Raw genomic sequence first — 23,848 nt, 5'->3', positions numbered from 1 at the left:
GGGCGGGCAGGTGGAATGAGACGTCGGTAGTCTCGTGGGCGACCCGGTCGTTCCATGCGGTGAACGACCGCAGCATAGAAGCCATCCCGGCTCTTAGTCAGCATGCGGCCAAAGTACGCCTCCTTGAGGTGGCCTCGGTGGCCCTCAGTCCGTTTAGGCTTCTCCGAAGTGTACTTCGGTAGCCAGAGGGGGCGCACCACGCCTTTTCCGCCTGGAGGGCCTGGGGCGAGAGATTGGACGTGAAGGCCCCATTGTTGTCGAGCACGATTCGCTTGCCGGTGGCCTGGGCGCATGCCTTCAGCATGCGCACCATGGCAGCGAAGAGGACGGAGTTGACGCTGCTCGGCTGGTGGCTGAAGAGAATACGGCCGTCCGGAACGCGGTAGACTCCGCAGACGGCGACTCGCTTGTTCTTGCTGGCAGTCTCAACCAGCAAGTGTTGCCCCTTCCTACGCCACATCTGGTGCATGACGGGAAGCAAGTCGAAGCCTGCGCTCGGGTGACAGGCGCAACACCTTGTACGTCACCTCGTGCTTGACTCGCCGAGCCTCGGGCTTGCGACTGCTGAAGGTGAGCACGTAGATGCCGGGCTCGTTGACCACGCTCATCTCCGGCGGGCCTCCAGGGGACTGCACAGTACGCAGACCCTTTTCGTCGTCCCCGCAGGGATGTGTCTGCTCGGTGTTGATGGTGAGCGCCGCACAGATGTCCGCGGCGACGAACCCTGGCTCACCCCGCTCGTCCATGGAGACCCGGATGCGGTGTGCCTCGAAGTTGAATTCCGCGAGCTGATGCACAGCGACTCCTTTCTGGGGAACGCCGAGGCCGCGTGGGGCCCGGCTGAGAATGCGCAGCGTGGTTAATGACTTGTCTTGCTGGGGCGACAGAGCGTGCATGGCCGCGTCCTCTTTACGATGGAGTCGCCATGTCTGCCTATGCCGCTGTCGCCCGCCCACCTCGCACCCTCACGGAGAAGGAGGTGGCGCTCCTGCTGCGCACGACAGGGGTGCACAAGGGGGGATTCCGGGACCACTGCCTGTACAGCCTCGCGCTGGCCTCGGGCCTTCGCGAGCACGAACTGGTGGCCCTCAACATCGGCGACATCTTCGACGCGCGTAGCCGCGCACGCCGGCACGTGCCGCTGCGCGTCTTCAAGGGTTGCCGTCGGCACCCTAGCCCCCAGGAAGTCGTCCTCTCGGACACGGTGCGCGCGAAGCTGGAGAAGCTGCTGCGCCTCAAGCGCTCGCTGGGGCACGACGTGGGTCCCCAAGCGCCGCTCTTCTTGAGCCGCAAGGGCCTGCGCCTGTCCACGCGACAGGTGCGCCACGGCTTCGCGGTGTGGCAGCAGCGCGCGGGTTTGGAGCGGCACTTGAACTTCCACGCCGTGCGCCACACCGCGTGCACCGGGGTGTACCGGAGGACGAAGGACATCCGCCTCACCCAGCGCTTCGCGCGCCAACGCAGCATCGACTCCACCGTCATCTACACGCACCCCTCGGACGACGAGTTAGTGCGCGTGACGCAAGAGTTGCCCTGCTGATGGGGCACCCTACCTCCGCGATGATCGTCCGCGAGGGCCCCTGGTTGGGCCGGGGTGCCGCGCGGAGGCGGTGAGGGGCGGCTGTGCGCGGGGCCCGGCGCGGGCCGCCCGAGGCGCAGCCGGCGAAAGTGAACAGCGCGAGGCGTTCACTTACCGGGTGCAAATGAACAGGCTCGGGGTGTTCACTTTCTGGGAGGTGACCCTCTCAAAAAGTGCCCTAGGTACACACCCCGGCGGCGAGGCCCGCACGAAAAAACGCACCACCCCCCACCCTAGCGTCAGGGGTAGGCAGGGTAGGCCTACTGGCGTCGTCGGTAGGTATCGTTTGCGGCCGGCGGGGCAGGCCGTGCTGCTGGCTGGTGAAGGGCAGGGGCGCGTGACGGGCAGCAGGAGGCGCCAACCTGGGGAAAGCGGCCATGAGCCTCGGCGTTTCGGCCCGCCAGGTGGCCTCGTAAGCACGCGAAACAGCGTCGGGACGGGGACGCCGAATGGCCGCCTTTACCTGTTTTCGGCCATTCGGCTCGGCCCGGGTAACGGCACGCGTGCCCAGGTGCGCGCGAAGCGGGGGGCCGGGGCTTCGAGGGCAGCTCGGGGGCCCGTGGGGCTCACGAGGAGGACAAAGGCCTGCAGCCCGAAGCGTTGGGGGACACGCGCGCACGAAAGGGGCGCCACGCGGCGACAGGCGCGGCGCGCGGGGCTGAACCGGGGGCGCGCGCCAGGTGGCCGCGTGGCGGCCAGCGGGGCGCAGCGCAGCAGGGCGTCCCGGGCCGAAGAAGTGAACGGCGCGCTGGGGTCCGGCCCGCTGGACGAGTGTGCTTCCGGGCGCGAGTTCAGGCCCGAACTCGGACCGCGGCGCTCGAGAACCTGGTGGCTGTCCGCCCTAACCTCGCGAAACTACAAAGGCTGTGGTGCCAGGCGTGTGCTTTCGCGCGCCAGGCCGGAGCTCCACAGGGAAAGTGAACGGGCGCGGCCTAGCTCGGAGAAAGTGAACGGCGAGATTGATCGCGAAAGTGTCCGCGTCCACTTACCGGAGGGCGCTCTCAGTCGGGTTCGGCGGGGGGAGGGAGCCTGGCGGAGGGGCATCTCCCGAGCGCGGGAGTGTCGCTGGCCCTGGGCCAACCTGGACGAGCAGCTTCGGGTCTCGCGCAGCCGCCGAGGCAGCCGCTCCTTCGCGTTGTCATGGGCCGCCCCATCCCCGTGGTCACCTGCGCGAATCGGAGTCCCGCCCCACTCAAGCAGCCCGGGTGCTCAGGAGCGCCAAGGGGCAGCTTCGCAGAACCCTGAACGGTTCTCTCCGTGCCCCGCCTTCCGCGCGCAGGTGAAGGGCAACAGGGCGCAAGCGGCCAGTCCTGAGAGCGCAGGAGTCGCGAGCTGGTTGGCCGACCCGGATGCGATCCGTTGAGCCGGTCCCTGGCATCCAGCAACCAGGGCAGGGAAGCCGGAGGTGCCGAGGTCTCTCTCGGGCGCCCTCTACCTCCAGTTGAAGCAGGGCACCGCCCCCGACTTCAGCTGCCGGACTTCTCCAAAGTCCGGCAGAAGTCCGGCATGAAGTCCGGCAGTAATTTCCGTAACAACTTCATGGGGTTGAGTCACTCTGCCGGACTTGCCGGACTTCAAAGCCACCTTTACGTACGCGAGGGAAAATATTTTGGGAGGGGAGCGCGCAGAAAATATTTCCCCGTAGAGGGGAGGGACGGGGGAGTAAGTCCGGCAAGTCCGGCAGGAGGGCCTAACCACTCGTAGTTACAGCCGTTTTGGGTGCCGGACTTCTGCGGGGGAAGTCCGGCATGAAGTCCGGCAGTCCGGCAGGGATGCGAGAGTCGGAGGGGGAAAGTAGGTGGCGAGGTCACTCACTCTCCTGTTCCCTGCCTTCATCGTCCTATGTCCCCGCGTCGTGCTGGGGCCGCCGGTTGCGAGTCACCGGTGAGCACCACCCGATGCGCCTGCTGGGGTTGCCCTGGTTCGAGCGAGAGCGGCTTTGGGGGGACGGCGGTCCGCGCCCTTCGGCGCGAAGGTTGCCTCGCCCACGCGCTCCTCGCCCGTTCCGAGCAGTCATGGCCAGCCCCTCGTGGAGTGCTCGTGGCCTCTCCCCTTGGAGCGCAGCGTGGGCGTCCGAATGGAGGAGGTGGGAACTCCGCCCGTGTCTAAGGCAGGGGCATGAGGCCCGCTCAGCAGAGGCCATCGCCGCCCTCTTGAGGGAGCGCCCCTCCATGCAGGATGGCCCGCCGCGGACTCCTCATGATGCTGCCGGACGCAGGGCAAGCCACCAAGACTCCAGCAAAACATGAGTACCTGGTGATTCGGATGCCCCCGGGGAAATTCGTGCGCGTCAGCATGTCCCCGATTGCGGGCCCCGAGCCTTTGTCCCTGCAGGGACGGAGCGGCTTCTCAGCAGCAGCGGCCACAACCTCCTCCGGCCCCGAGGCACGCATGTGTGACGAGAGCGACTCCCCCAGGCCAGTTACCCAGACACCCAGCCCTGCCCCAGCCCAGCCCAGCCCTTGAGGGAGGACTGCCGCATGTCCGCGAGCGCGTTGCAGCAGACGCAGGAGTTGGCGAAGCAGCCCAAGGAGGCCGGGGACGCCTGGCTGAAGTTGGAGAATGACGGAGACAGCGCCGTCGTCGTCTTCCTCGGGGAGCCGCACCCGCGCGACGTGGCTTTCATCGACAACAAGTTCGTCCCCTTCACCCGGAGGCTGAAGGCGGAGGGACACAAGCCCGTGCTGCGATTCACCCACAACGTCGCCCTCTTCGAGACGCGCGAGGTGAAGGTGCTGGAGTACGGGATTGCCTTCTTCAAGGACGTCCTGCGCGTGCGGCACACGTTTGGGTTGGAGACATGGGCCGTTGAAGTCCAACGTCACGGGGCCGCGAAGGACTGGTGGCAGACGCGCTACTCCCTGCAGCCCGAGCGCCGCCTGTCTCCGGAGCAGCAGCAGGCCTTCCAGGGGCTGCCGCTTCACGACTTGGCGAAGCTCCGGGTGGACGCGTCGACGCAAGCCGAAGCGGCGCGCCGCGGCGACGCGGGCGCAAGGCCACCCAACACGCGCCTCGTGCAGTACCTCTCTGACGTACTGAAAACCATGCCGCTCAAGAGGGTGGAGCGCCTCCTCCACCACCACCTCGGAATGCAGCAGGTTGGGGACGTGTCAGCCATGCGCGGCGAGGAGTGGCAAACCTTCGTCGAAGCGGTTGCCGTCGAGTACCGGGCGTTTTGGGAACGAAACTGCTGAGCGCCAGCCCGAGGTGAATTGAGCCGCCAAGCGAGGGCGTGCTGCGAGGCAGCCCGTCCACACGTCCCCGGAAAGCAACCCATGCAGGACTCCTTCTCCGCGCGCCGCGGGGACGAGGGGCGCGGTGCCTCTCGTGTCCTCGGCCGCCCAACAGTCTTTGCGCAGCGGCGGCCCAGCGCCCTGCTGGCGTGGCGTGCGCGCCAACCTGGCGTGCGTCAAGGGCCAGACTCCGCGGCGACGAGGCGCAGCCTCCAGGTGTATGAGCCATGAGCTTTCGCGCCTTCGTGGAACAGGTGCGGAGCCGCTCGGACATCACCGACGTCGTCGGCGCCCACGTCGAGTTGCGCCCTTCGGGCAGCACCCTCAGGGGACTCTCACCCTTTCACACCGAGAAGACGCCCTCCTTCGTCGTGTGGCCCAGCACGCAGACGTGGCACGACTTCTCCAACGGCGGCAGCCTGGGGGGCGACGTCTTCAACTTCGTCCAGGAGAGGGAGAGGGTTGACTTCAAGGAGGCGGTATTCCGGCTGGCCGAGCGCGCCGGCATTCCCCCTCCCTCGCCTCATGACGAGTCCTACGCGCGTGAGCTCGAGGCGCTGGTGGAGCGCCGCGAAGTCGAGCGACTCCTCACGGCCGCCGCCGACTACTACCACCGCGGCCTGCCCGCGAAACTCCGCGAGGAGTCTTTCAACCAGCACTACGGCTTCACCGACGAGGTGGTGGACAGCCTCAAGCTGGGGTGGGCCGACGGCGGCCTCTTCGCGCACCTGAGTGAGGTATTGGGCGCGAGCCGCGAGGCGGCCCTCAAGACGGGACTCTTCGTCCAACTGCCAGGCGGCCGCGTCGAGGACTTCTTCCGGGAGCGCCTCGTCTTCCCGTACTGGAAGGGGGGCCGCGTCGTCTACTTCATCGCCCGCGCGACGCAATATACGGGCGACGAAGAGTGGGAGAAGGCGAAGTACAAGAAGCTCCTGACCCATTCGGAGCGGCACCCCTACGTCTCGCCCACCGTCCGCAACGACTACTTCTACAACGAGGACGCGGCACGCAAGGCCGACACGCTGCTGATTACGGAAGGCGTCACCGACTGCATCAGCGCCATGCAGGCGGGCATTCCTTGCCTCTCTCCCGCCACGACGCGCTTTCGCAAGCAGGACATTCCTCGGCTGCTGAGGCTGACGCGCGACGCCAGGCGCGTCGTCATTTGCAATGACGCCGAGGCCAGCGGCGCCGGAGAGGCGGGCGCGCGGGAGACTGCCGCAGCCCTCTGGGCCGAGGGCCGCGAGGCGTGCGTCGCCCTGCTTCCACGTCCGCAGGGCACCGAGAAGGTGGACGTCAACGCTCTTGTCGCGTCGCAGGGCGCCGCGACGCTTCACGAAGTCCTCGGACGCGCGAGGGCATACCCGGAGTACCTGCTGGATGGCATTCCAGAGAGTGCGCCCAAGGCAGACTTGGACAAGGCGCTGGCGCCCCTCCTGGCCTCATTGCAGCAATGCACGGCAGTCCGAGCCGACGTGGTGCTGGACGCCATTTCGGCGAAGTTTGGCCTCCGGAGGCGGGCACTCAACGCCAACCTCAAGGGGGTGGTGGCGGAGAAGGAGGCGGCGGCCACGGCGCAGCGCCGTGCCTCCGCCGCGCGCCCGGAAATCAACGTGGGCAACCGCCAACTCTGGGCCATTGTCACCGAGGCGCGCCAAGCGGTGGTGCAGGCGAATGAGCGTCGCATGCGGGCTGCCAGCACGCAGGGCTTCGCCAATGAGGCGGCGCCACTCTTTGTGCGAGGCAACGCCCTCGTGCAACTCGCGCAGCCCGAGAAGGAGGCGCCCATTCTCTCGGAGATGACGGAGGCCGCCGTCTACGGAGTCCTCCTCCGGGAGGCGACGTGGGTAACGGAAGTGGAGGGCAGGCCGCACTCCGTCTTCCCGCCGAAGGACGTCGCGCGGGACTTCCTCGCGTACCCGCCCCCGGGCCTTCCCCCAGTGGAGGCCGTCATTACCACGCCGGTATTCGGCCAGGACGGGAAGCTCCTCCTGACGCCCGGGCTGCACCCGGAGGACAGACTCTGGCTGGAGCCCACTCCTGCGCTTCACCTCGGCGCCGTGTCCGAGCGGCCGACATCCGAGGAGGTTGCAGCCGCACGGGCCCTCTTCTTTGACGACGTCTTCGTGGACTTCCCATTTGCGCACCCCAGCGACAAGGCACATGCCCTCGCCGCCGTCCTCCTGCCCTTCGTCAGGCGGATGATTGAGGGCTGTACCCCTCTCCATGTCGTGGAGGCGCCCGCTGTCGGCTCCGGCAAGGGCCTCTTGTGCGACCTCGTCTCGTGGGTGGCGACGGGCAGGGCGTTCGCCATTGGCACCTTGCCTGAGAATGAAGAGGAGATTCGAAAGACGCTCACCGCCGAGCTCGCCCTGGCGCGCCCCCTCATCCTCCTCGACAACGCCAATGAGAAGGCGACGCTCTCCTCCGCGGCCCTCGCGGCCATGCTGACGAGTACCTCCTGGACGGACCGCCTCCTGGGCAAGACGCAGAAGCTGACGCTGCCCAATACCGCCATGTGGATGCTCACCGGCAACAACCCGAAGCTTTCAAAGGACATTGCCCGTCGCTCTGTGCGCATCCGCATCGACCCCAAGCTGGACAGGGCCTGGACGCGAAGTCGCTTCAAGCATGACCCGATTATCCTCTGGGTGAAGGAGCACCGGAGCGAGTTGGTGCGTGCGGCCCTGACGCTCGTGCAGGCGTGGATTGCCGCGGGGAGGCCCCTGGGGCGCGAGCGGCTGGGCTCCTTCGAGCACTGGGCGGCCGTCATGGGCGGCCTTCTCAAGGTGGCTGGGGTGGAGGGCTTCCTCGGCAACCTCGACGAGCTTTATGCGAATGCAGACGTCGAAGGGGAGTCCTGGCGCGAATTCGTGCAGTCCTGGTGGGCAGCCCACGGGACGGCGGAGGTGCTCGTCTCCAGCCTCAACGAGTTGTGCGAGAAGGACGAGCTGATGCTTCAGGTGCGAGGTGAGGGTGGCCCACGCTCGCAGCAGAGCCGGCTGGGCCGCGCGCTGCAAACGGCGAGGGACAGAGTCTTTGGTGACTTGAGGGTGGTGGTGAGGAACCAGGACCGCAAGAAGCGGACGATGTACGCACTCCAGAGACTGGCGGGCGAACTGGAGGTGAGTACAGGCACGGCTGCCGCAGAGGTGGCGGAAGTCGACCCATGGGCGGAGGAGTTGCCCGGCGAGCCTCCTGGAACAACGCCGTGAGGGCGAGGTGGAGGTCCTCACCAGCTGCCCTCTGGGAGTTGCGGTTGCGTCGGCATGCACAACCGCAACGGCAGACGGCAACGTGGGATGCGGAGGAGGGCGCGCATGGCTGAGCTGCGGACTCTCGACTTGTCTTCTTCTGGGGACAGAGCGTCCATGGCTTTCGCCCGAGGGCGTGCTGCCCCGGACGAAGGAGACACCACCATGGCGAAGAGGGGGATTGCGCGGGCCGCCCGTATGGAGCTGGCGGACGTGCCACAGCAACTGGCCGCGCTGGCCAGCATGTCAGTGCCGGATTTGGCGGCGAAGTACCTGGAGCTTTACGGCGAGCCCACGCGCAGCCGCAACCGGGACTACCTGAGGAAGCGACTGGCCTTCCGGATTCAGGAGCTGGCCGAAGGCGGCCTCTCCACGCGCGCCGTGGCACGCATTGCGGAGCTGGGCGACAAGCTTCCCGAGCGCTGGAGGATGCGGCAGGTGGAGGATGCGAAGCCCTCCGCGCCGCCTCCATCCGCTTCGGACGTGCGCGCCGCCGCTGCGGACGCACGCGCACCCGCTGCGGACGGCCGCGACGCGCGGCTGCCCCCGCCGGGCACGGTGCTGACGCGCGCCTTCAAAGGCACGCAGCACCGGGTGACGGTGCGCGAGGGCGGCATTGAATACGAGGGCCAGCTTCACCGCAGCCTCTCCAGCGTGGCCAAGCTGATTACGGGCACGGCCTGGAATGGCTTCACCTTCTTCGGCCTCAAGGACGGCAGCCCGAAGGCGGTGAAGTCATGAGTGGCCCCGCCTTCTTCCAAACGTACATGGGCCAGCGCTTCTATGAGACGACGATGCCGCAGTTCGTCCGCCAACTGGGGCGTCTCAACGACAACCTGGAGCGACTGGTGGCCGTAGCGGAGCAGCTCGCCGGGCAGAAGCCGGCGCCGAGCGTCGAGCCACGGGAACCGTCGCCCGGGGATTCGGAGGGGCCATGAGGAAGAGCAAGTCGCCACCCACGGACGCGAAGCGCTGCGCCATCTACACCCGCAAGTCCACTGCGGCGGGCTTGGAGATGGCGTTCAACTCGCTGGACGCCCAGCGAGAGTCCTGTGTCGCCTACGTGCAGCGCCAGCCCGGCTGGACGTTGGTGGATGAAAGCTACGACGACGGTGGCTTCACCGGCGCCAACATGGAGAGGCCCGCCTTCCAGCGGCTGCTGCAGGACGTCGACGCGGGCCGGGTCGACGTCGTGGTGGTGTACAAGGTGGACCGCCTCTCCCGCAGCCTCCTCGACTTCGCGAAAGTCATGGAGCGCCTCAACACAGCGGGCGCTTCCTTCGTCTCGGTGACGCAGAACTTCAGCACGGCGGACGCCATGGGGCGGCTCACCCTCAACATGCTGATGTCCTTCGCCGAGTTCGAGCGGGAGATGATTTCGGAGAGAACGCGGGACAAGGTGGCCGCCGCGCGCCGTAAGGGACTGTGGACGGGGGGACGCGCTCCGCTGGGCTACGACGTGAAGGACAAGCGCCTCGTGGTGAATGAGTACGAGGCGACGGTGGTGCGGGAGGCCTTCGAGCTGTACCTCCAGCACCAGCAGGCCTCGACGGTGGCGCGCCTCCTCAACGAGGTGGGGCGCAAGACGAAGCGGCACGAGGCCCGGAGCGGTGCCACGCGCGCGGCTCGAAAATGGACGACGCAGGATGTGCTGCGCCTCTTGAGGAGTCCCCTGTACGCAGGCTTCGTGCCGTATGGCGACGAGATGCACCCGGGAGAGCACTCGCCCATCGTGGACAGGGCCACCTTCCATCAGGTGCAGGACATGCTGGAGGGCCGTGGCCCCGGCATCCAGTACCACGGGCGCAACCCTGACTACGTGCTGCGAGGCCTGTTGCGCTGTGGCATGTGTGGCGAGGCAATGACGCCCGGCAGCACGCGCAAGGGAGCGCGTGAGTACCGCTACTACCGCTGCATCACCCGGGACAAGGAGGGGAGGGAGGGGTGCCGGGCTGCTTCCCTTCCGGCAGCCGCCTTGGAGGACTTCGTCGTCGCGCGGCTGAGGGAGGTTTCGGTAGGTGAGGGCTTCGCGGCACAGGTACACGCCCGCCTCACGGCGCGGATGGAGGAGAAGCACAAGGCCCTACGCGCCGAGCGCGCGCAGCTTCCGAAGGATTTGGGCAAGCGCGCTGGGGAGTCCGGGAAGTGGGTGGACTCCCTCGCCAAACTGGAGGGGCCCGCCCGGCGCCTCCTGGAGGAGAAGCTGACGGCTGCGGAAGAGGAAGTCGCCGGCATGAGGAAGCGGTTGGCGGAGGTGGAGCGCGCCCTGGACGCCATGGAGAGGGAGAAGGTGGAGGCGGAGTGGGTGGCCCAGGCCCTGGCGGACTTCGACGCGGTGTGGGACGCCCTGACGGCGACAAACCGTGGGCGTCTGCTGCGAGCCCTCGTTGGCCGGGTGGTGGTGAACGAGGCGACGGGCCAGGTCGACGTTTACCTGTCCCATGCCGGTGAGCCGGCAGCGCCCGCGCGCGAGGAGGCGGCGGCGTGAGCGCGAGCCCTGAATCCCAACTGGCGGAGGCTGGCCTCGTCAGCGCGCACTTCCACCGCGTGCACCGCGCGAAGGTGCGCTTCCGAGAGGGGGCGCCGCCGTCGCCGCGAGAGGTGGCGCGAAGGCCCGCGCGCGTCGCGCGAATGCTGGCCCTGGCGCACCATGTGGAGTCCGCCATTGAGCGGGGGCTGGTGGCGAGCGCGGCTGACGTCGCCTGCCAGTTGGGCTTTACCCGGGCGCGTGTGACGCACCTGTTGGACTTGCGGTTGCTGGCGCCCGACATCCAGGAGGAGGTGCTGTTCCTCGAGGCCGTGGATGGGGCGGAGCTCCTCAGTGAGCGAGTCCTCCGGGCCGTTGCACACGCGGGGACGTGGGCGGTGCAGCGCGAGCGCTGGCGCGAGGTGAAGGCTTCATTTTGAGACGGGAGTCCGAATACACGGACTCCTTGGTGTAGCGTGAGTGCAAACGGCTGTCTGTGGTGTTGAAGAATAGGCGGGCCGGGTGGTCCGCGAGGAAAGTGAGCGAGAGCACATGCAGAACGACATGAAGAGTGCCATTCAGGCTGCGGTGGAGGAGGGGGTGGCGAAGGCGATGGGCCGGCAGTTGGAGCTGCTGGAGAAGATTGCTCAGTTCCTGGGCATTGAGGTGGGTCCGACTCCTGCGGCGTCCGCGCCGAAGCGCGCCTCCGTGCCTCCTCCCGCGTCGAAGCGCCCGCCCGGGCCCGCGCCGAAGCGCCCGTCCTCGGTGCCTGTGCGGAAGTGGGTGAAACCGGAGGCCGCGCCCAACCCCACGAAGACGAAGGCCGCGCCCCAGAATCGCCGAGGGCGCCCGCGTGCGGCGCGGCGCACAACGACGGTCGCCGCCCCCAGCTCCAATCCCAACCCCGCGACGTCCGTCGCATACGAGGTGGGACAGGAGGTGCGTTACAAGCAGGGGCGGGGCAGCTTCTCGGCGAAGGTGAAGTCCATCGACGCGAAGGCGAAGACGGTGACGGTGGAGCGTGTCTCAGATAACAAACAGGTAGTGCGCCCCTTCGGCAAGGTGACGCCAGCCTGAGTCAGGGCCGCGAAGCGCCTTCTCCGGAGGGCGCTCGTGCGGCAAGTAACCCAAATGCGCGAGCGACGCCTTCGCCCGGCACACCGCTGGGCAAGGCGCTCCGCATTCGTTGCTACGGCTCGTCGGCCATGCCTTCGAGCTGCCCCTCGGCGAGGGCGCGGTAGTGGGGCACGACTTCCACGGCGAGCACGTTCCGCATCTCCTGGCGGGCGCTGCCGAAGTCCCCTTTGTCCTTGTGCTGGTACATCCGGTGCAGCGCATCCATGAGCCTGTGGGAGCCTTCTCGGATGCGCCGGGACTCCTCACTCAAGAGGCCCACCGCACCCTCCTCCGTGGCGAGCGCGCTCTCGGCTTCACTGTCGCTGATTCCCACCTCGGAGGCCGTGCGCCTCAGCAGTGCCTTCGCCTCAGTTGTGAGGGCCAGGCGCGCTCCTGTGGTGGAGACACGACGTGCCAGTTCGCGAATCGGCCCCCAGTCAACGGTTTCACTCACGAGTCATTTCCTTTGCGAGCAACCCAAGCCTGCGTGCGAAGCCAGGGCTGGGGCCTCTTGCACCCAGGAGAGGGATAGGCGCTCATGGGGCAGCGGCCTGTCCGCTGCGGGTGTCAGAGGGCTTCACAGGCACGGAAGGTCATGTTAGTTCGACGGTCAAGTCAACTAGACCTAGTTCGTTCCCGGAGAGGTGCCCGGTGACGGCGAGTCTCGTTGCCCGTGGGGCCGCACCCTTCACTCAGGAGGATTCACAGCCATGCCGAAGCGTCCGGAAGATGAAGTGACGACGGAAGAGTTACCGCTCAGAGTCCCCAGCCTGACTGCACCCAGCGCGCCGCGCTTCCTCTTCGAGGTGGAGGGCGTGCGTTACGAGGCGGTGCGGGAACTGGAGGTGCGGCCGAGTGGCGAGCGGCTGCTGAAGGCGGAGCGGCGCGTGGCGGATGGCGCGCTGTCCGGTCCGTGTCTGGTCCGCCGAATTGCCAGCCCATCCACGTACATGCAGCGCACGCGGATGATTGAAGAGGTGCAGTTGGCCTTTCGCCTCAACCACCCCAACATCGCTCAAGTCTTCCATATGCAGGTGGATGAGCTGGAGGACGCCCCCTACGCCATCATGGAGTACGTGGGTGGGCCCTCGCTGGAGACGCTGGTGTGTGCGGCGTTGGTGAGAGGGCAGCCCCTCTCGGAGGGCTTCTGCTTGTACGTGGGCGCGGAGGTGGCGGACGCGCTGCACTACGCGCACACGCTGACGTCGGAGAAGGGAGTGCATCTGGGCATTGTCCACCGCGACGTGAGCCCTCGGCACATTGCGCTGGGGCAGCATGGAGAGGTGAAGGTGCTGGACTTCGGAGCGGCGTACTCGCTGCTGGTGGGGCGGGAGGAGTCGCCGGAGAATCTGCTCCGAGGCGACGTTGCCTATGCCAGCCCCGAGTACCTGCGCAAGGAAGGGCTGACGCCGCGCTCCGACGTCTTCAGCCTGGGGGTGTTGCTGGTGGAGGCCTTGACGAACAAACACCTCTTCGAGGTGCACGACGCCCCGGTGTTGGCGGCGAAGGAGAGCCGGTTCCGGACGGAGATGCAGCCCTCTCTGCCCTTGGGGCAGATGCAGACCCTCATGGAGTCCTTCGGGCCGGATGTCGTCGAGAAGGCGGTGGCCCACCTCAATGAGGACCTCAAGGCGGTGTTGCACACGGCACTGCGCCTCAACCCCGAGGAGCGCTTCGCGACGGCGGCGGACATGAGGGATGCACTGCGTGGTGTCGCCCACGCCCAGCTCCACGAGCCCTATGGGCGAGCGGAGGCCGCCAAGGAGGTAGCCCGTGTCGTGTCCGAGGGAGGGGTGCTGCGTGACGAGGTGGAGTTCGGCGAGGCCGGCATCTACCCGGATGGGCTGGAGAAGCACGAGCTTGGGCTCCCAAAGAAAGGGTAGGCCGCCGATGCTCTGCTTTCGGGCGCTGCGCAATGGCCGGCACCTCACCACCGCGGGGGTGCCGGACTTCGGCGTCCTCTCCACCATTCTGACGTGGGTGCGCCGCCCTCACGACGAATCCACCGCCTGCCCGGAGCTGACGCTCCATGTGGGGGGCTCCGTGGGCAGGGAGCACCGCGAGCACCTGACGTGGTGCTACGTCAACAACATCCGCGCGGGCGACGTCCTCACGGTGGAGGTGCGTGAGTACCTGGAGGCCGACCCTCCAAGGGAGAGACGTGTCGACGCGGAGGTGGGGCTGGACGAGGTGGCCCGTCTCCATTTGAGGAGGAAGGGCCTGGAGGCGCAGCTCGCCGACGTGAATGCGGAGCTGTGGGAGCGCGGCGCAGCGTAGCGGGGTGCCTCCGTCGTCGGGAGGCGCTCCGTCATCGCTGGGTCCCGCTCGGGTTGGAGGGGCGCGTGCTTCGGTGCAGGGCTCCGAGGTATGGGGCTCTGCCCGCCAGGCCCGCCCCCTGCTCGGCGACGCCGGAGCGCTGGCCGCACGCAGCCTGGCGCTGGGAAGAGGGCGGTGCGAGCCGTTTGGCGGCGCCCCTCCTCCGAGGGTGCTGCGTCAGCGGGCCAACTCGGTGGTGATGCGGACGAGGGCGTCCAGCTTCGCCGCATCGAGCTTCCGCGCGAGGAAGAGAAGGCGGCGCAAGGTGACGTCATCCTCCGGCCGGGTTGGAGCCCCTCTGTCAGGCGACTCGGTGAGGCCCATCATGTCCTCCGGAGAGACCATCAACTCGATGCACAACTTCTTCAGCGTCTCGACGCTGGGAATCATGTGCCCGCGTTCGATTCGGCTGTAGACGGCGGAGGCCATCCCCACGCGCTCCGCGACTTGGACCTGCGTCAGGCTCATTTGCTCCCGGGCGAGGCGGGCGATAGCGCCAAGGTGCGTTGCAAGCTGTTCGTTCATAAGGTGCAGGAGAATATACCCGAATTGCTATTTGTCATGGGGACACCATTCCATCAGCGCACGCCCGGCAGAAGTTGGATGAGGGCGAGCGCCTGGTGCGCGTCCAACTGGCGCACACGACGCAGCAGGGACTCCTTGGCGTCAGCGACGACGTCAGGCGGTAGCGAGGCGGGGTAGCCCAGTAACTCGTTGGGAGTGGTGCGAAGGGCGGGGCACAGACGGTACAGCGTCTGGACGCTGGGGAGCATTCGTCCTCGCTCGAGCCGGTTGTAGACGACGGGGGAGATGTCGAGGAGTTGAGCTACGTCCACCTGCGTCAGGTTGGCGCGAAGGCGGGCTAAGCGCGCGGTGTCGCCGATGATGTTGGACAGGGGTTTGGAAGGAGTCTCCGGAGGGACGACGCCGCGGATGTCAGGGTGGATGTACATTTCAAACAAACTATACTTGATAGTATAGTTAATTCAACCTTGCTGGATGGCTTCGAATTTCTTGGGTTGGTGGTCGGAGGTGGGAGAAGACTTCGCGCGATTTCCCTGGGCTTCTGGTAGCGTGGGCCCGCGCCGGGAGGGAGCCGCATGCGCGTGGCCGCAGTCCTGCTGTCCTACAGAGTCGCCAGGAGGACGTCGCCGTGAGGGACAACGGCCCCCCGGCCGTGCTGTCCCCCGGGGACGTGGTGAAGGGCTACACGGTGGTGAGGCACCTGGACCAGGGTGGCTTTGGCACCGTGTACCTCGCGACGAACGACGGGCAGCCCTGCGCGCTGAAGCTGGTGGAGCGGCAGCGCGTGGAGGGGCGCGTGGAGAAGGAAGTCTCCATCCTCCTGCGCTTGACGCACCCCAACGTGGTGGGGCTTCGCGGCTTCTCCTACTGGCAGGCGGGGGAGCGCGACTACGCCCTCATCGCCATGGAGTACGTGGAGGGGCGGAAGCTGAGCGCGTGGGTGAAGGATGAGAATCCCTCGGCCCGGCAGATTGCGAAGGTGACGCTCGACGTGGCGCGGGCGCTTGCGGCCTCTCATGCGGCGGGAGTGGTGCACCGAGACGTGAAGGACGCCAACGTCATGGTGCGCGATGCGGACGGCCTGGCGGTGCTGGTGGACTACGGCATAGGGGACTACGAGGGCGCTCCCCCCGGTGTCACACAGTCCATGCTGCCGCCCGGGACGATGGAGTACCGGCCCCCCGAGGCTTGGCTATTCGTGGAGCAGCACGCGGGGCACCGAGGCGCCCGCTACGTGTCCGTCCCCTCGGACGACGTGTGGGCCCTGGGCACTGTCCTCTACCGCCTCCTCACGGCGAGGCTGCCCTTCGACGCGGCGACGGACCCGGAGTACGTCCAGAGTGTCATTCGCAAGTCGCCTGTACCCCCTCACCTCGCCAACCGCTTCGTCCCGGAGCGGCTGGGCATGTTGTGCATGCGGCTGCTGGAGAAGGACCCTGCTGCGCGTCCGGAAGCGAGCGCTGTCTGTGCGGCCCTGGAAGAGCTCCTGGCGGGGGCGGAAGGGGAGGCGTGGGACACTCCCTTGTTCGACACGTATGGCCCGAACTCGGCCACCACCGAGGGCGAGGCGGGAGCGCTGGCTCGGTGGGCGAAGCGGCCCCTGCGCCAGATGCGCCGTGGCAAGGCGCCGGGGCCGGAGCTGCCGGGAGCGGGCGCGCCCGCGGCATTGCTGTCCCAAGCCGCTCCGGTAGCTGCTGCTACGCGGCCCCTGGAGGGGGCGCTGCCGGGCTTGGCGCATGAGGCGGGGGTGAGGGCGGAAGCCGCAATGGAGCAAGCGGCGCCTGTGGCCCCCGTCGTCGAGTTGGTGCGGCGCTCGTTCCTCGCGCGACTCAGGCTGGGACGCGTGCTGGGCGCGGGGCTGCTGGCCATGGCCCTCGCGTCTGGGGCGTACTTCTCACAGCGGACGGCCTCACCGAAGCCGCGGGCCGACCCGGGCCAAGAAGTAGCGCCATATACAAAGAAACCTCAAGCTGCCCGAGCCGCAGCTCCTACCGGGCCGGAGGCAACACCTGCGGCCGTCGCGCCTCCCGCGATGCTTCCCGAGGTGACTGCCACCGTGACGACGACGAAGAGTGACTCCCCGACCTCCCCGCCGGTGCCTGCCAGGAAGGCCACGAGGAGCGTCAGCAGTGCCTTGGCGACGACGGCCCTCTGCACGACGCTTGCGTGCTCTGGTGCGCAGGTGCGCCCTGCTCCGGAGCCTGAACCGTGCCCGGCAGGCGCTGTGGAGGGCATGAGGAAGCTGGGCATGAAGATTGGGGACGAGGAGGGTTCAAGCTTCGTCAGGGGCGAAGAAAAGTACGTCACAGTGAAGGAAGGCACTGCACAGATCATCCTGGGCTCGGACATGGCCACTCTGTCTGGGCGACTCATTATTGCTGACCGTGTCTATGTCCGGCTGACGCGAGCGCGCACGAGCAAAGGAACCTTTCCCGTGTGCTTGGAGGTGCGGGACGGCTCTAGCAACCGCGGACTGGAGATAGAGGGTGGTGGAGGGGATTCCGGAAAGGCGCGCGTGTTCTCTGCCGTTTTGGTCAAGGCGGTGAGTGAGTTTGAATGACATGCCGCTGTTTGGCAGACGCTCATGAGCTGCCAGGGGTGTCGCTGCTGGCTTGGTCCAGGAGAAATGTCGAGTGCATCATTCAGTGTCGGCCGTTCTGCTTTTCCTCCTCCTCGCAGGCGAGGGGACAGCTCTGGCGCAGTCGCCACCGGCTACATCGGGGCTAAGCGTTCGCCGAATCGAGCTGGTCTCGGATGATACTCAGCCAGCGGCTGAAGTCGCGGTGAGCCCAGGGCTCTCGACGGTGTTCATCTTCGATTCGGAGGTGAGTCGAGAAGGGCTGAACCTCGAGGGACGCGAGCGCTTCGCGGTGGTGGACGCTGGGCTCACCACCTTGCGCTTGGTCCCGTCCGAGAAAATCTCCGCGGGAGAGCGGCTCAAGTTGACGGTGCGCTTTCAGGACGGGGCGGCCCCGGCGAGTGCGACGTTTGTCCTGGTCGCGCACCCTGCACGGTCAGAAGCGCTCATCGAGGTCTATCGGCGCAAGAGGAGCGTCGAGACATACCAGGAGGAAGTCCGTCAGGCGCGCATCGAGGCTGAGCAATGCCGAGAGGAGAATGAGCGCCTGCGCGCGGAGCGAAGTGCTCCTGATGGGCTGACGGGACTCATCTCGACGGAAGTCCTCAGCAATCGAGGCGTTGACTTCCGCGAGGTGACAAAGGCTGTAACCCAGGCCCCAGGAGGGGCCGCAGCCAAGAATCTTGTCTATGCATACCGCACAGCCCGCAGGGTGGCTGTTGTGGTCACCCTCAAGTATGTAGGAGACGCTCAGCCGTGGACAGCAGTAGGTGCGATGCTACGGGCCAAGGCCAACGACGAGCTGAAGGTGCTTCGAGTGTGGCAGTCGGGCCCCGTGGCCTCCGGTTCGGTGGTCCAGCGAGTGGTGGTAGAGGCTGAAGCCGCGTCCGAGGCCCCCCAAGAGGGCTTCACGCTCAGGCTCTGGGATGCAGATATGCGCCGCACCATCACCCTGAGCAACGTCACCTTCCCTTAACCCAGCGAGGGCTGCTGCCAAGCTCTCTCATGGGTTTCCGGCGTTTGGGGCTTGTGCGGATTGTCGTTATAAGGTCCAATGGACTATACCAATAGGTATAGTCCATTCTGGCGTGCCCTGGAGGGCGATGTGTTCCCCACTGTGCTGGAGCGTGTGCGCGCGACTGCGCGCTTCCTTGGTGGCCACGAAGAGCGCCTGGAGGGCGACGCGCCTGATCCACCTTCGTGAGTCCGCTTCGAAGTAGGCGCTGGGCTCTCAATCCGCGCAGAGGACCTCCCGCACCGCCATGCGAGGCGCGTGCTGATGGTCGTCGTGCGCCGAGTCGCCGTCTGCGCTTCGTCGGGCTGCGTGCCTGACGGACGCTGAGGAGCCCTTCCTCAGTCATTCTTATTCATTCGACTGGAGTCATGAATGGAGCCAAGCCCGCCTGGCGCCGTTGCGTGACACGTCTGTCTGCTGTTGAGACTGCGCTGGGGCTTCCTGGCGCCGTGACGTGACACGTCTGCCCATGACTTGGCCCAGTCGGCCTGCCGGCGACTCCCGCAATGCACTGCATTCACCCCGCAGCCCGGCGCCCTGCCGGACTGAGCGGGAAGCCTCTGTCCATTGCCCCGTTGCTGGGGCCTTCACAGGAGACGTCGATGTTCATGCGCTGGGCCGTCGTGTTGCTGCTGGTGTTACCCGGAGTGGGGTGGGCGGAGGAGATTGCCTATGAAGACGACCTGGCGAAGGTCGAGGACGACACCGTCCTCCTTGAGCCAGAGGTGGACGAGCAGCTCGAGCCCTCCATGGACGAGGGTGACGCCCTGGTCGAGGAGGAGCCGGCCTCGTCCGGCTCGGGCTCTCGCTGGGCGAACCGGCTGAGCCTGGAGACCACGACGTGGATGTTGCTGCCGCGGCGAGGGGCCGGAAGGGACGAAGGCTTCTTGCAGGTGGTGCCGCGGTTGGAACTCGTCAAGCCGGGCATGCTCCACCTCGACCTGGGCGCGCCGGTGCGACTGCGGATGTGGGGCGCAGAGGAGGGCGCCAGTCTGGTGCGGAAGGAGGACTGGGACGAGCTGTCCGACTGGGGCCAGGTGGTGCAGGCGCTGACGATAGGAGGCGACGCGCCGAACTTCGTTTGGCTGGGGGCCCTTGAGTCCTACACGCTGCTGTCTGGGCACCTGGTGCGCCGCTACAACAACCGGGGCAACCCCGACTACCACCCAGCCGGGGCTCTGGTGACGGGCATGCTGAGGCCCTTCTACGTGGAGGCCTTCGCCTCGGACGTGCTGGGCGCGCGGCTGATGGGGGCAGAAGTCGCATTGGACATTCAGCACATCCTCTTCGGCCGCCAGCCGTACCCCATGAAGTACATGCTGTCGCTGTCGGCGGCGCATGACTGGGGCAAGGCCGGAGGGACGTCGGAGCCGATGACGCTGGCCCACCTGGATGGGACAGCCGTCCTCGTGAGCCGCCGCAACAAGGAGGGAGGCTTCGAGTTGCAGGCGAACGCGGGCTGGGGCGGGCGTCCCGGCGAGGGCGGCGCGTGGGGCGCGGTGGCAGGGCTGGGCGCGGAGTACATGTCCTCGACGGTGGACATGCGCGCGCGCCTGGAGGGGCGTCTCCAGCGCGGAGGTTTCCGCCAGGGCGCCTTCGGCCCGGACTACGAACTGGCGCGCTTCCAGGTGGCAGGCCCGGACGCTGTGCCGCAGGCGGACGCACCGTTTCCGGACGGGTACTCGGCCCACGGCGAGGTGATTCTCAACTGGGATGGTGAGGGCCTGGGACGACTGGGGCAGCGCCACTTCCGCCTGACGATGGGGGCCGAGGTTTTCAACTGGGGTCGGGTGGACGTGGACGGCCGGATGGAGGTGCAGGCTTTCCACCGGAACCTCACGGTGGGCGTGGGTGGGCTGGCGTCGGGCGCGGGTCAGCCGGGAGCGCGCTACCTCGCGTCGGGCGAGGCGCGGTGGCGTTTCCTGGGCGGGAAGCTGTACGCGGTGGGGCAGGGGGGCACGCTGCTGTTCCCGACGGCGGAAGGGACGCTGCGGCCAGGCGCCTTCGCTTCGGTGGGGCTGGGGGTGGACAATGCGCGCTGAGCGGCCTTGGTGCGGCGGGCTTGGCCTGGCGCTGGTGCTGGCCGTTCTGGCCTCCGGGTGCGCCTCGTTGCCGGCGAGGCCGGGCCAGGCGGGCCGAGGGGCCACCCTTGCCTTCACTCCCTTCTCAGTGCCCACCCATGCGGCGAGGAGTGCGGCGGCAGGTGTGTATCGGGGGGAGGAGTCAGGCTCCGCGGATGGGCCGCCCGAGATAGGGCCGATGGGCCTGCGACGCGGGCTCCAGGGGGTGGTCGTCGACAGGGACGGGGCGCGAGGCTCAGACAGGGAGGGCGGCGTCTTCGTCTGTGGCAGCAAGGCCTTGCCCTCGGGCTGGCCTCACCTGGACTCCAGCCGGGAGGTGCTGGCGCCCTTCCTGGCGTGTGCCTCGCCCGCAGAGTTCGTGGCCATGCAGCGCGGGGTGGACATGGCCGCGTTGGTGGAGTCCCTCACAGCCTGGGACGCTGTCCGCCTGGGAGCACTGGGGCCCCTGGACGCACGAGCCTCGGTCGCCCTGGGCCGTAAGCGCGCGGCCTTCATCGTCACGTCCGTGGAGAGGTACGGCGTGCCGTATTCCGAGGTGCTCGCTCTCTTCGTCCTGCACTCGGCCTTCGACGACGAGCTGCGCGAGGTGGTGCAGCTGCTGGCTCGCGACAAGCAGCTGGGCGAGACGCTGGGCGCCATGGCAGCCGTCCGCGAAGACCTGAAGCGGCGGGGCCTGGAGCTGGAGGGCTTCCCGGAGCGGGGAGAGAAGGCCCGCGACGTGCTGCGCGGGCTGGGGCGCGCGGGCAGGGACATGCTCTCCAGTAATCAGGTGAGTGTTGAGGCCCAGTACTCGGACCTCATGGTGGTGAAGCGCAGCCAGCTTCCACCGCCCTATCAGGCCGCCCTCGACGAGGTGGCGAAGGCGTTGACGGAGCGGCACTACTCGCCGGGAAGCACTTCGGCAGGGGCTTTCGACCACCTCACCTTCGGTGTGCCGGTGGGCTTCTACCACCTGGCGGTGGGGACGGGGCACGGGGCGTACTCGTTGGCCCAGGGCAAGTATGAGCAGGCCACGCGTGAACTGGCGCCGGCCGCGCTGATGGTGGCGCTGTACGCCGGAGGCAAGGGCGCCCGGGCCCTGGTGGAGGCACGCGGCGGGCTGCGGCGGCTCCAGATGCCGGCGCTCGACGTGGACGGGATGAAGGCGCTGATGGCGCACCTGGAGGAGCAGCTCGGCATCAACGCCGCGCGCGACTTGCTGCGCTACCTCCAGGCGAGTCGCGAGGGCGCGCTGGTGGCCGCCGAGTGGGGGGAGGCGGGACTGCTGGCGCTGTACGAGGCCCGCGGCAACCCCGCGAAGGCGAATGCGGTGCTGATGGAGACGGCCAGCCGCGAGGCCGGCCAGCCCGTGGCCACGCGGGGCGCGGCTGGGAAGCGGTCCGTCAACCTCGACCTCTTCGAGCAGAACGCCGAGGTGTCCGCAGCGGAGGCGCAGGCGGCCAGTCGCGAGTCCTCCAGGGCTGCGGCGACGAGAGGCGGCGCGAGCCGCGAGTCCGCGCAGCCCGCGGCTTCACGGGGCGCAAGCGGGAACCGGTACGTCAACCTGGACCTCTTCGCGCAGGACGCCAAGGTCGGCGCAAAGGAGTCCGCGAGGGCCAAGCTGTTCCAGGCGGAGCTGGAGTCCTCGGGGCCCCGTCTCCCGAAGGACGTGAAGCTGCTGAAGGAGATGGCGCCGAAGCTGAACGAGCCGCCGCCGGGAGTCGAGAAGGGGGCGCCGCTCTGGCAGGAGTACGTCGCCTACCGCAAGAGGCGGCTGAAGGAGATTCGGGACGGTGACGCCGTCAAGGGCCCCCTGAAGTGGGAGGGCTACGGGGGGATGCGCGCCTACTATGCTCGGGGCATGGCATTCGAAAGGACCATGATCGCCATCCTGGAGGCGGATGCTGCGTTGCCCCGCGGGCAGCGGCGCTGGCTCGGCGACTTCGAACAGCCTCGAATCGAGACGCACGTGGGCGTGTCGAAGGTGGACTTCAGGTACGCCGACGTCCTCGTCATCGAGGAGCGGCCCCCACCGGGCCAGCCACCCCGGGTGGAGACGTTCAGCTTCAAGAGCCGGAACTTGGCCGTTCTGGACGAAGATGCGCTGCCTGTGCAGGTGAGGACGGACGCCAGTAACGCGATGAAGTACTACGGCGGAACGCTCAAGATTCTTCGGGACGGCATGCGACAGCAAGCGGATGTGAAGCGAGTGCGACTCGTCTACGAGGGCGAGGAACTTCTGCCCAGAGAGCGCGACATGCTAATCGATGCGGCGAAGGACGCGCAGATCCGGAACAAGGGTGTGGAGGTACTGTTTCAATGAAGATGAAGACGCTGACGCTCCATGATTTGAACAAGGTGGATAGCCTGCGCTTCATGTTCGACGGGGCATTCAATTCAGAGAGTGGTGTCGAACCCGAGTTGACTCCATTTCTCGATGCCCTTGAGAAATACGCTGGCGGCTGGATGCCGACGTTTGTCAAGACGAGTCGGAGGCGGAAGTACTCCCGAGATGCTGTTTGGCGAGCGATTGAGGAGCGGCGCGATGCCTATGGCTCAAGCGTCGGGCTGTTCCGCTCGGAGAATCCTGGCGTGTCACTGTCGCTCACTCTTGGCTTTACACAGGAGGAGCCTGAACTGCGTGTCAGGCTCAGTGTGCAGCCACTCTCTTTCTTTGCGGAGGAGGGGGCCTGTCAGAGCATTGTAGCAATGGCCCGAGCCTGGGTTTCCCGATATCCCGCTCAGCACGCAGCAGCGCACAGCTTGGCTGACCGAGAACTCTCGGGCGCCCCTTCCTTCGGTCGCGACGAGGCGACACGTAGGCGGGATGGATTCGACAAGGTCTACGAGCTGTTCTGGCTGAACATCTTCGGTCCGAAGTTGGTGGAGACAGTAGGCCGAGAGCGGATGCTCTCGACGCCTGCGCACCTCGTGGAGGAGTTGCCCAACGGCTCCGTCCTCCTGGTGCTATGGCCCACTGCCGCTGAGTTCGCCAGCGAGGAAGCGCGCGTGACGCAGGCCCGCGCCCATGTCCACCTGCGGCCGGACCTCGACTTCGACACAGTGCTGCGCGCGCTGAAGGAGCGCAGCGCTGAAGTCGTACCTGTCGAGCCGCGCTTCCACCCCGACGTGGCGCCGTTCCTCTCGCGGCTGCCGGACGAGTTCGCCATCAGCGAGCGGCAACGGAAGATTGCCGAACTCAACGCCTTCCGGCCTCCGGTACCGGAGGAGTGGCTGCCAGTCGCCCATCCCTCGGACGTGGCGAATCCGGAGCGCGTCCTCGAATCCTACGGAGACTTGTCCGAAGGTCTCGTGGCAGCACTGCACACCAAGGTGCCCTCCATCATGGACGAGACGCCCGAGTCCCTCACGGACCTGGACTTCTATTTCTGGCGGGACAACTTCCCGGAGCGGTACACGCGCGAACTCATCGACAGTCACACAGCTCCGGCGCTTGGCGCCTATCTGGGGGACGTTCTGGTGCGGCGGTTGGGCGGGACGTGGGTGCTGCGCCAGAAGATGGAGGAGTCTCAGGTGCGCGTTGGCAAGCGCGTCTGGCTACCCTTCCTGCGCGCCCGTCGGTACATGCAGTCCCGCCAGTCGCTGCTGGACTACTCGCTCACCCAGTTCTTCCATGAGGTTGAGCGGTTCCGGCCCTGATTGGGTGAACGCCCCTCTGGTTGTCCGACTGGAGGGGCGCTAGTA

Annotated in this window: 20 protein-coding genes; 15 read left to right on the top strand and 5 right to left on the bottom strand. The window is 67.3% G+C overall.

What is annotated here, in order from left to right; genetic code table 11:
- Positions 1-97: 97 nt before the first annotated feature.
- Entirely contained in the window at positions 98-460 is a 363-nt protein-coding gene (locus HUA78_RS47800; protein ID WP_371745707.1) for a hypothetical protein, read from the bottom strand.
- Entirely contained in the window at positions 450-797 is a 348-nt protein-coding gene (locus HUA78_RS32420; RefSeq protein WP_174477884.1) for a BRO family protein, read from the bottom strand. Before HUA78_RS32420 ends, HUA78_RS47800 begins: the two co-directional genes overlap by 11 nt.
- 128 nt (positions 798-925) lie before the next feature.
- Between HUA78_RS32420 and HUA78_RS32415 the strand changes: the two genes are divergently transcribed.
- The 8 genes from HUA78_RS32415 to HUA78_RS32380 all read left to right on the top strand — a co-directional run bounded on the left by HUA78_RS32415 (position 926) and on the right by HUA78_RS32380 (position 11,610).
- Positions 926-1,540 carry a tyrosine-type recombinase/integrase gene (locus tag HUA78_RS32415; protein WP_174477883.1) on the top strand — a complete coding sequence of 205 codons (615 nt, stop codon included), beginning with the start codon at positions 926-928 and terminating at the stop codon, positions 1,538-1,540.
- Between the two features lie 2,519 nt (positions 1,541-4,059).
- Complete coding sequence (locus HUA78_RS32410) at positions 4,060-4,773, top strand: hypothetical protein (protein ID WP_174477882.1); 714 nt, start codon at positions 4,060-4,062, stop codon at positions 4,771-4,773.
- Positions 4,774-5,039: 266 nt separating this feature from the next.
- Positions 5,040-8,027, top strand: a complete 2,988-nt coding sequence (locus tag HUA78_RS32405) for a CHC2 zinc finger domain-containing protein (protein WP_174477881.1) — start codon at positions 5,040-5,042, stop codon at positions 8,025-8,027.
- A 204-nt stretch (positions 8,028-8,231) separates the two neighbouring features.
- A complete protein-coding gene (locus HUA78_RS32400; protein WP_174477880.1) occupies positions 8,232-8,807 on the top strand; it encodes a DUF2924 domain-containing protein in 576 nt (191 codons plus the stop codon).
- Positions 8,804-9,004: a hypothetical protein gene (locus HUA78_RS32395; protein ID WP_174477879.1), complete on the top strand. Its 201-nt coding sequence runs from the start codon at positions 8,804-8,806 to the stop codon at positions 9,002-9,004. Before HUA78_RS32400 ends, HUA78_RS32395 begins: the two co-directional genes overlap by 4 nt.
- Complete coding sequence (locus tag HUA78_RS32390) at positions 9,001-10,554, top strand: recombinase family protein (protein WP_174477878.1); 1,554 nt, start codon at positions 9,001-9,003, stop codon at positions 10,552-10,554. The genes HUA78_RS32395 and HUA78_RS32390 overlap by 4 nt, the downstream gene beginning before the upstream one ends.
- On the top strand, positions 10,551-10,973 hold the full coding sequence (locus HUA78_RS32385; protein WP_174477877.1) for a hypothetical protein: 423 nt from the start codon (positions 10,551-10,553) through the stop codon (positions 10,971-10,973). The genes HUA78_RS32390 and HUA78_RS32385 overlap by 4 nt, the downstream gene beginning before the upstream one ends.
- A 112-nt stretch (positions 10,974-11,085) precedes the next feature.
- A complete protein-coding gene (locus HUA78_RS32380; protein ID WP_174477876.1) occupies positions 11,086-11,610 on the top strand; it encodes a PspA in 525 nt (174 codons plus the stop codon).
- 112 nt (positions 11,611-11,722) lie between these two features.
- Here the strand turns inward: HUA78_RS32380 and HUA78_RS32375 are convergent, their stop codons facing one another.
- Positions 11,723-12,103, bottom strand: coding sequence for a DUSAM domain-containing protein (locus HUA78_RS32375; RefSeq protein ID WP_174477875.1), 381 nt, complete (start codon positions 12,101-12,103; stop codon positions 11,723-11,725).
- Positions 12,104-12,359: 256 nt separating this feature from the next.
- Between HUA78_RS32375 and HUA78_RS32370 the strand changes: the two genes are divergently transcribed.
- Together HUA78_RS32370 and HUA78_RS32365 are read left to right on the top strand one after the other, a co-directional pair.
- Positions 12,360-13,532: a serine/threonine-protein kinase gene (locus tag HUA78_RS32370; RefSeq protein WP_174477874.1), complete on the top strand. Its 1,173-nt coding sequence runs from the start codon at positions 12,360-12,362 to the stop codon at positions 13,530-13,532.
- A gap of 7 nt (positions 13,533-13,539) precedes the next feature.
- A complete protein-coding gene (locus HUA78_RS32365; RefSeq protein ID WP_254623999.1) occupies positions 13,540-13,926 on the top strand; it encodes a hypothetical protein in 387 nt (128 codons plus the stop codon).
- A gap of 216 nt (positions 13,927-14,142) precedes the next feature.
- Here the strand turns inward: HUA78_RS32365 and HUA78_RS32360 are convergent, their stop codons facing one another.
- Positions 14,143-14,490 (bottom strand): helix-turn-helix domain-containing protein, encoded by a 348-nt coding sequence (locus tag HUA78_RS32360; protein WP_139919023.1) that lies wholly within the window; start codon positions 14,488-14,490, stop codon positions 14,143-14,145.
- Between the two features lie 53 nt (positions 14,491-14,543).
- Positions 14,544-14,918 (bottom strand): helix-turn-helix domain-containing protein, encoded by a 375-nt coding sequence (locus HUA78_RS32355; protein ID WP_174477872.1) that lies wholly within the window; start codon positions 14,916-14,918, stop codon positions 14,544-14,546.
- Positions 14,919-15,118: 200 nt separating this feature from the next.
- On the opposite strand from HUA78_RS32355, the gene HUA78_RS32350 reads away from it, so the two are divergent.
- The 5 genes from HUA78_RS32350 to HUA78_RS32330 all read left to right on the top strand — a co-directional run bounded on the left by HUA78_RS32350 (position 15,119) and on the right by HUA78_RS32330 (position 23,803).
- Positions 15,119-17,050, top strand: a complete 1,932-nt coding sequence (locus HUA78_RS32350; RefSeq protein ID WP_174477871.1) for a serine/threonine-protein kinase — start codon at positions 15,119-15,121, stop codon at positions 17,048-17,050.
- Between the two features lie 73 nt (positions 17,051-17,123).
- On the top strand, positions 17,124-18,044 hold the full coding sequence (locus HUA78_RS32345) for a DUF2381 family protein (protein ID WP_174477870.1): 921 nt from the start codon (positions 17,124-17,126) through the stop codon (positions 18,042-18,044).
- A gap of 641 nt (positions 18,045-18,685) precedes the next feature.
- Positions 18,686-20,125: a hypothetical protein gene (locus HUA78_RS32340; protein ID WP_174477869.1), complete on the top strand. Its 1,440-nt coding sequence runs from the start codon at positions 18,686-18,688 to the stop codon at positions 20,123-20,125.
- Positions 20,115-22,466: a hypothetical protein gene (locus tag HUA78_RS32335; RefSeq protein ID WP_174477868.1), complete on the top strand. Its 2,352-nt coding sequence runs from the start codon at positions 20,115-20,117 to the stop codon at positions 22,464-22,466. Before HUA78_RS32340 ends, HUA78_RS32335 begins: the two co-directional genes overlap by 11 nt.
- Before the next feature lie 2 nt (positions 22,467-22,468).
- Positions 22,469-23,803, top strand: a complete 1,335-nt coding sequence (locus HUA78_RS32330; RefSeq protein WP_174477909.1) for a hypothetical protein — start codon at positions 22,469-22,471, stop codon at positions 23,801-23,803.
- Positions 23,804-23,848 lie beyond the last annotated feature (45 nt).

It is taken from the genome of Myxococcus sp. CA033, from assembly GCF_013336625.1.
Lineage (GTDB): Bacteria > Myxococcota > Myxococcia > Myxococcales > Myxococcaceae > Myxococcus > Myxococcus llanfairpwllgwyngyllgogerychwyrndrobwllllantysiliogogogochensis.
This window is presented reverse-complemented; position numbering and strand designations above follow the sequence as displayed.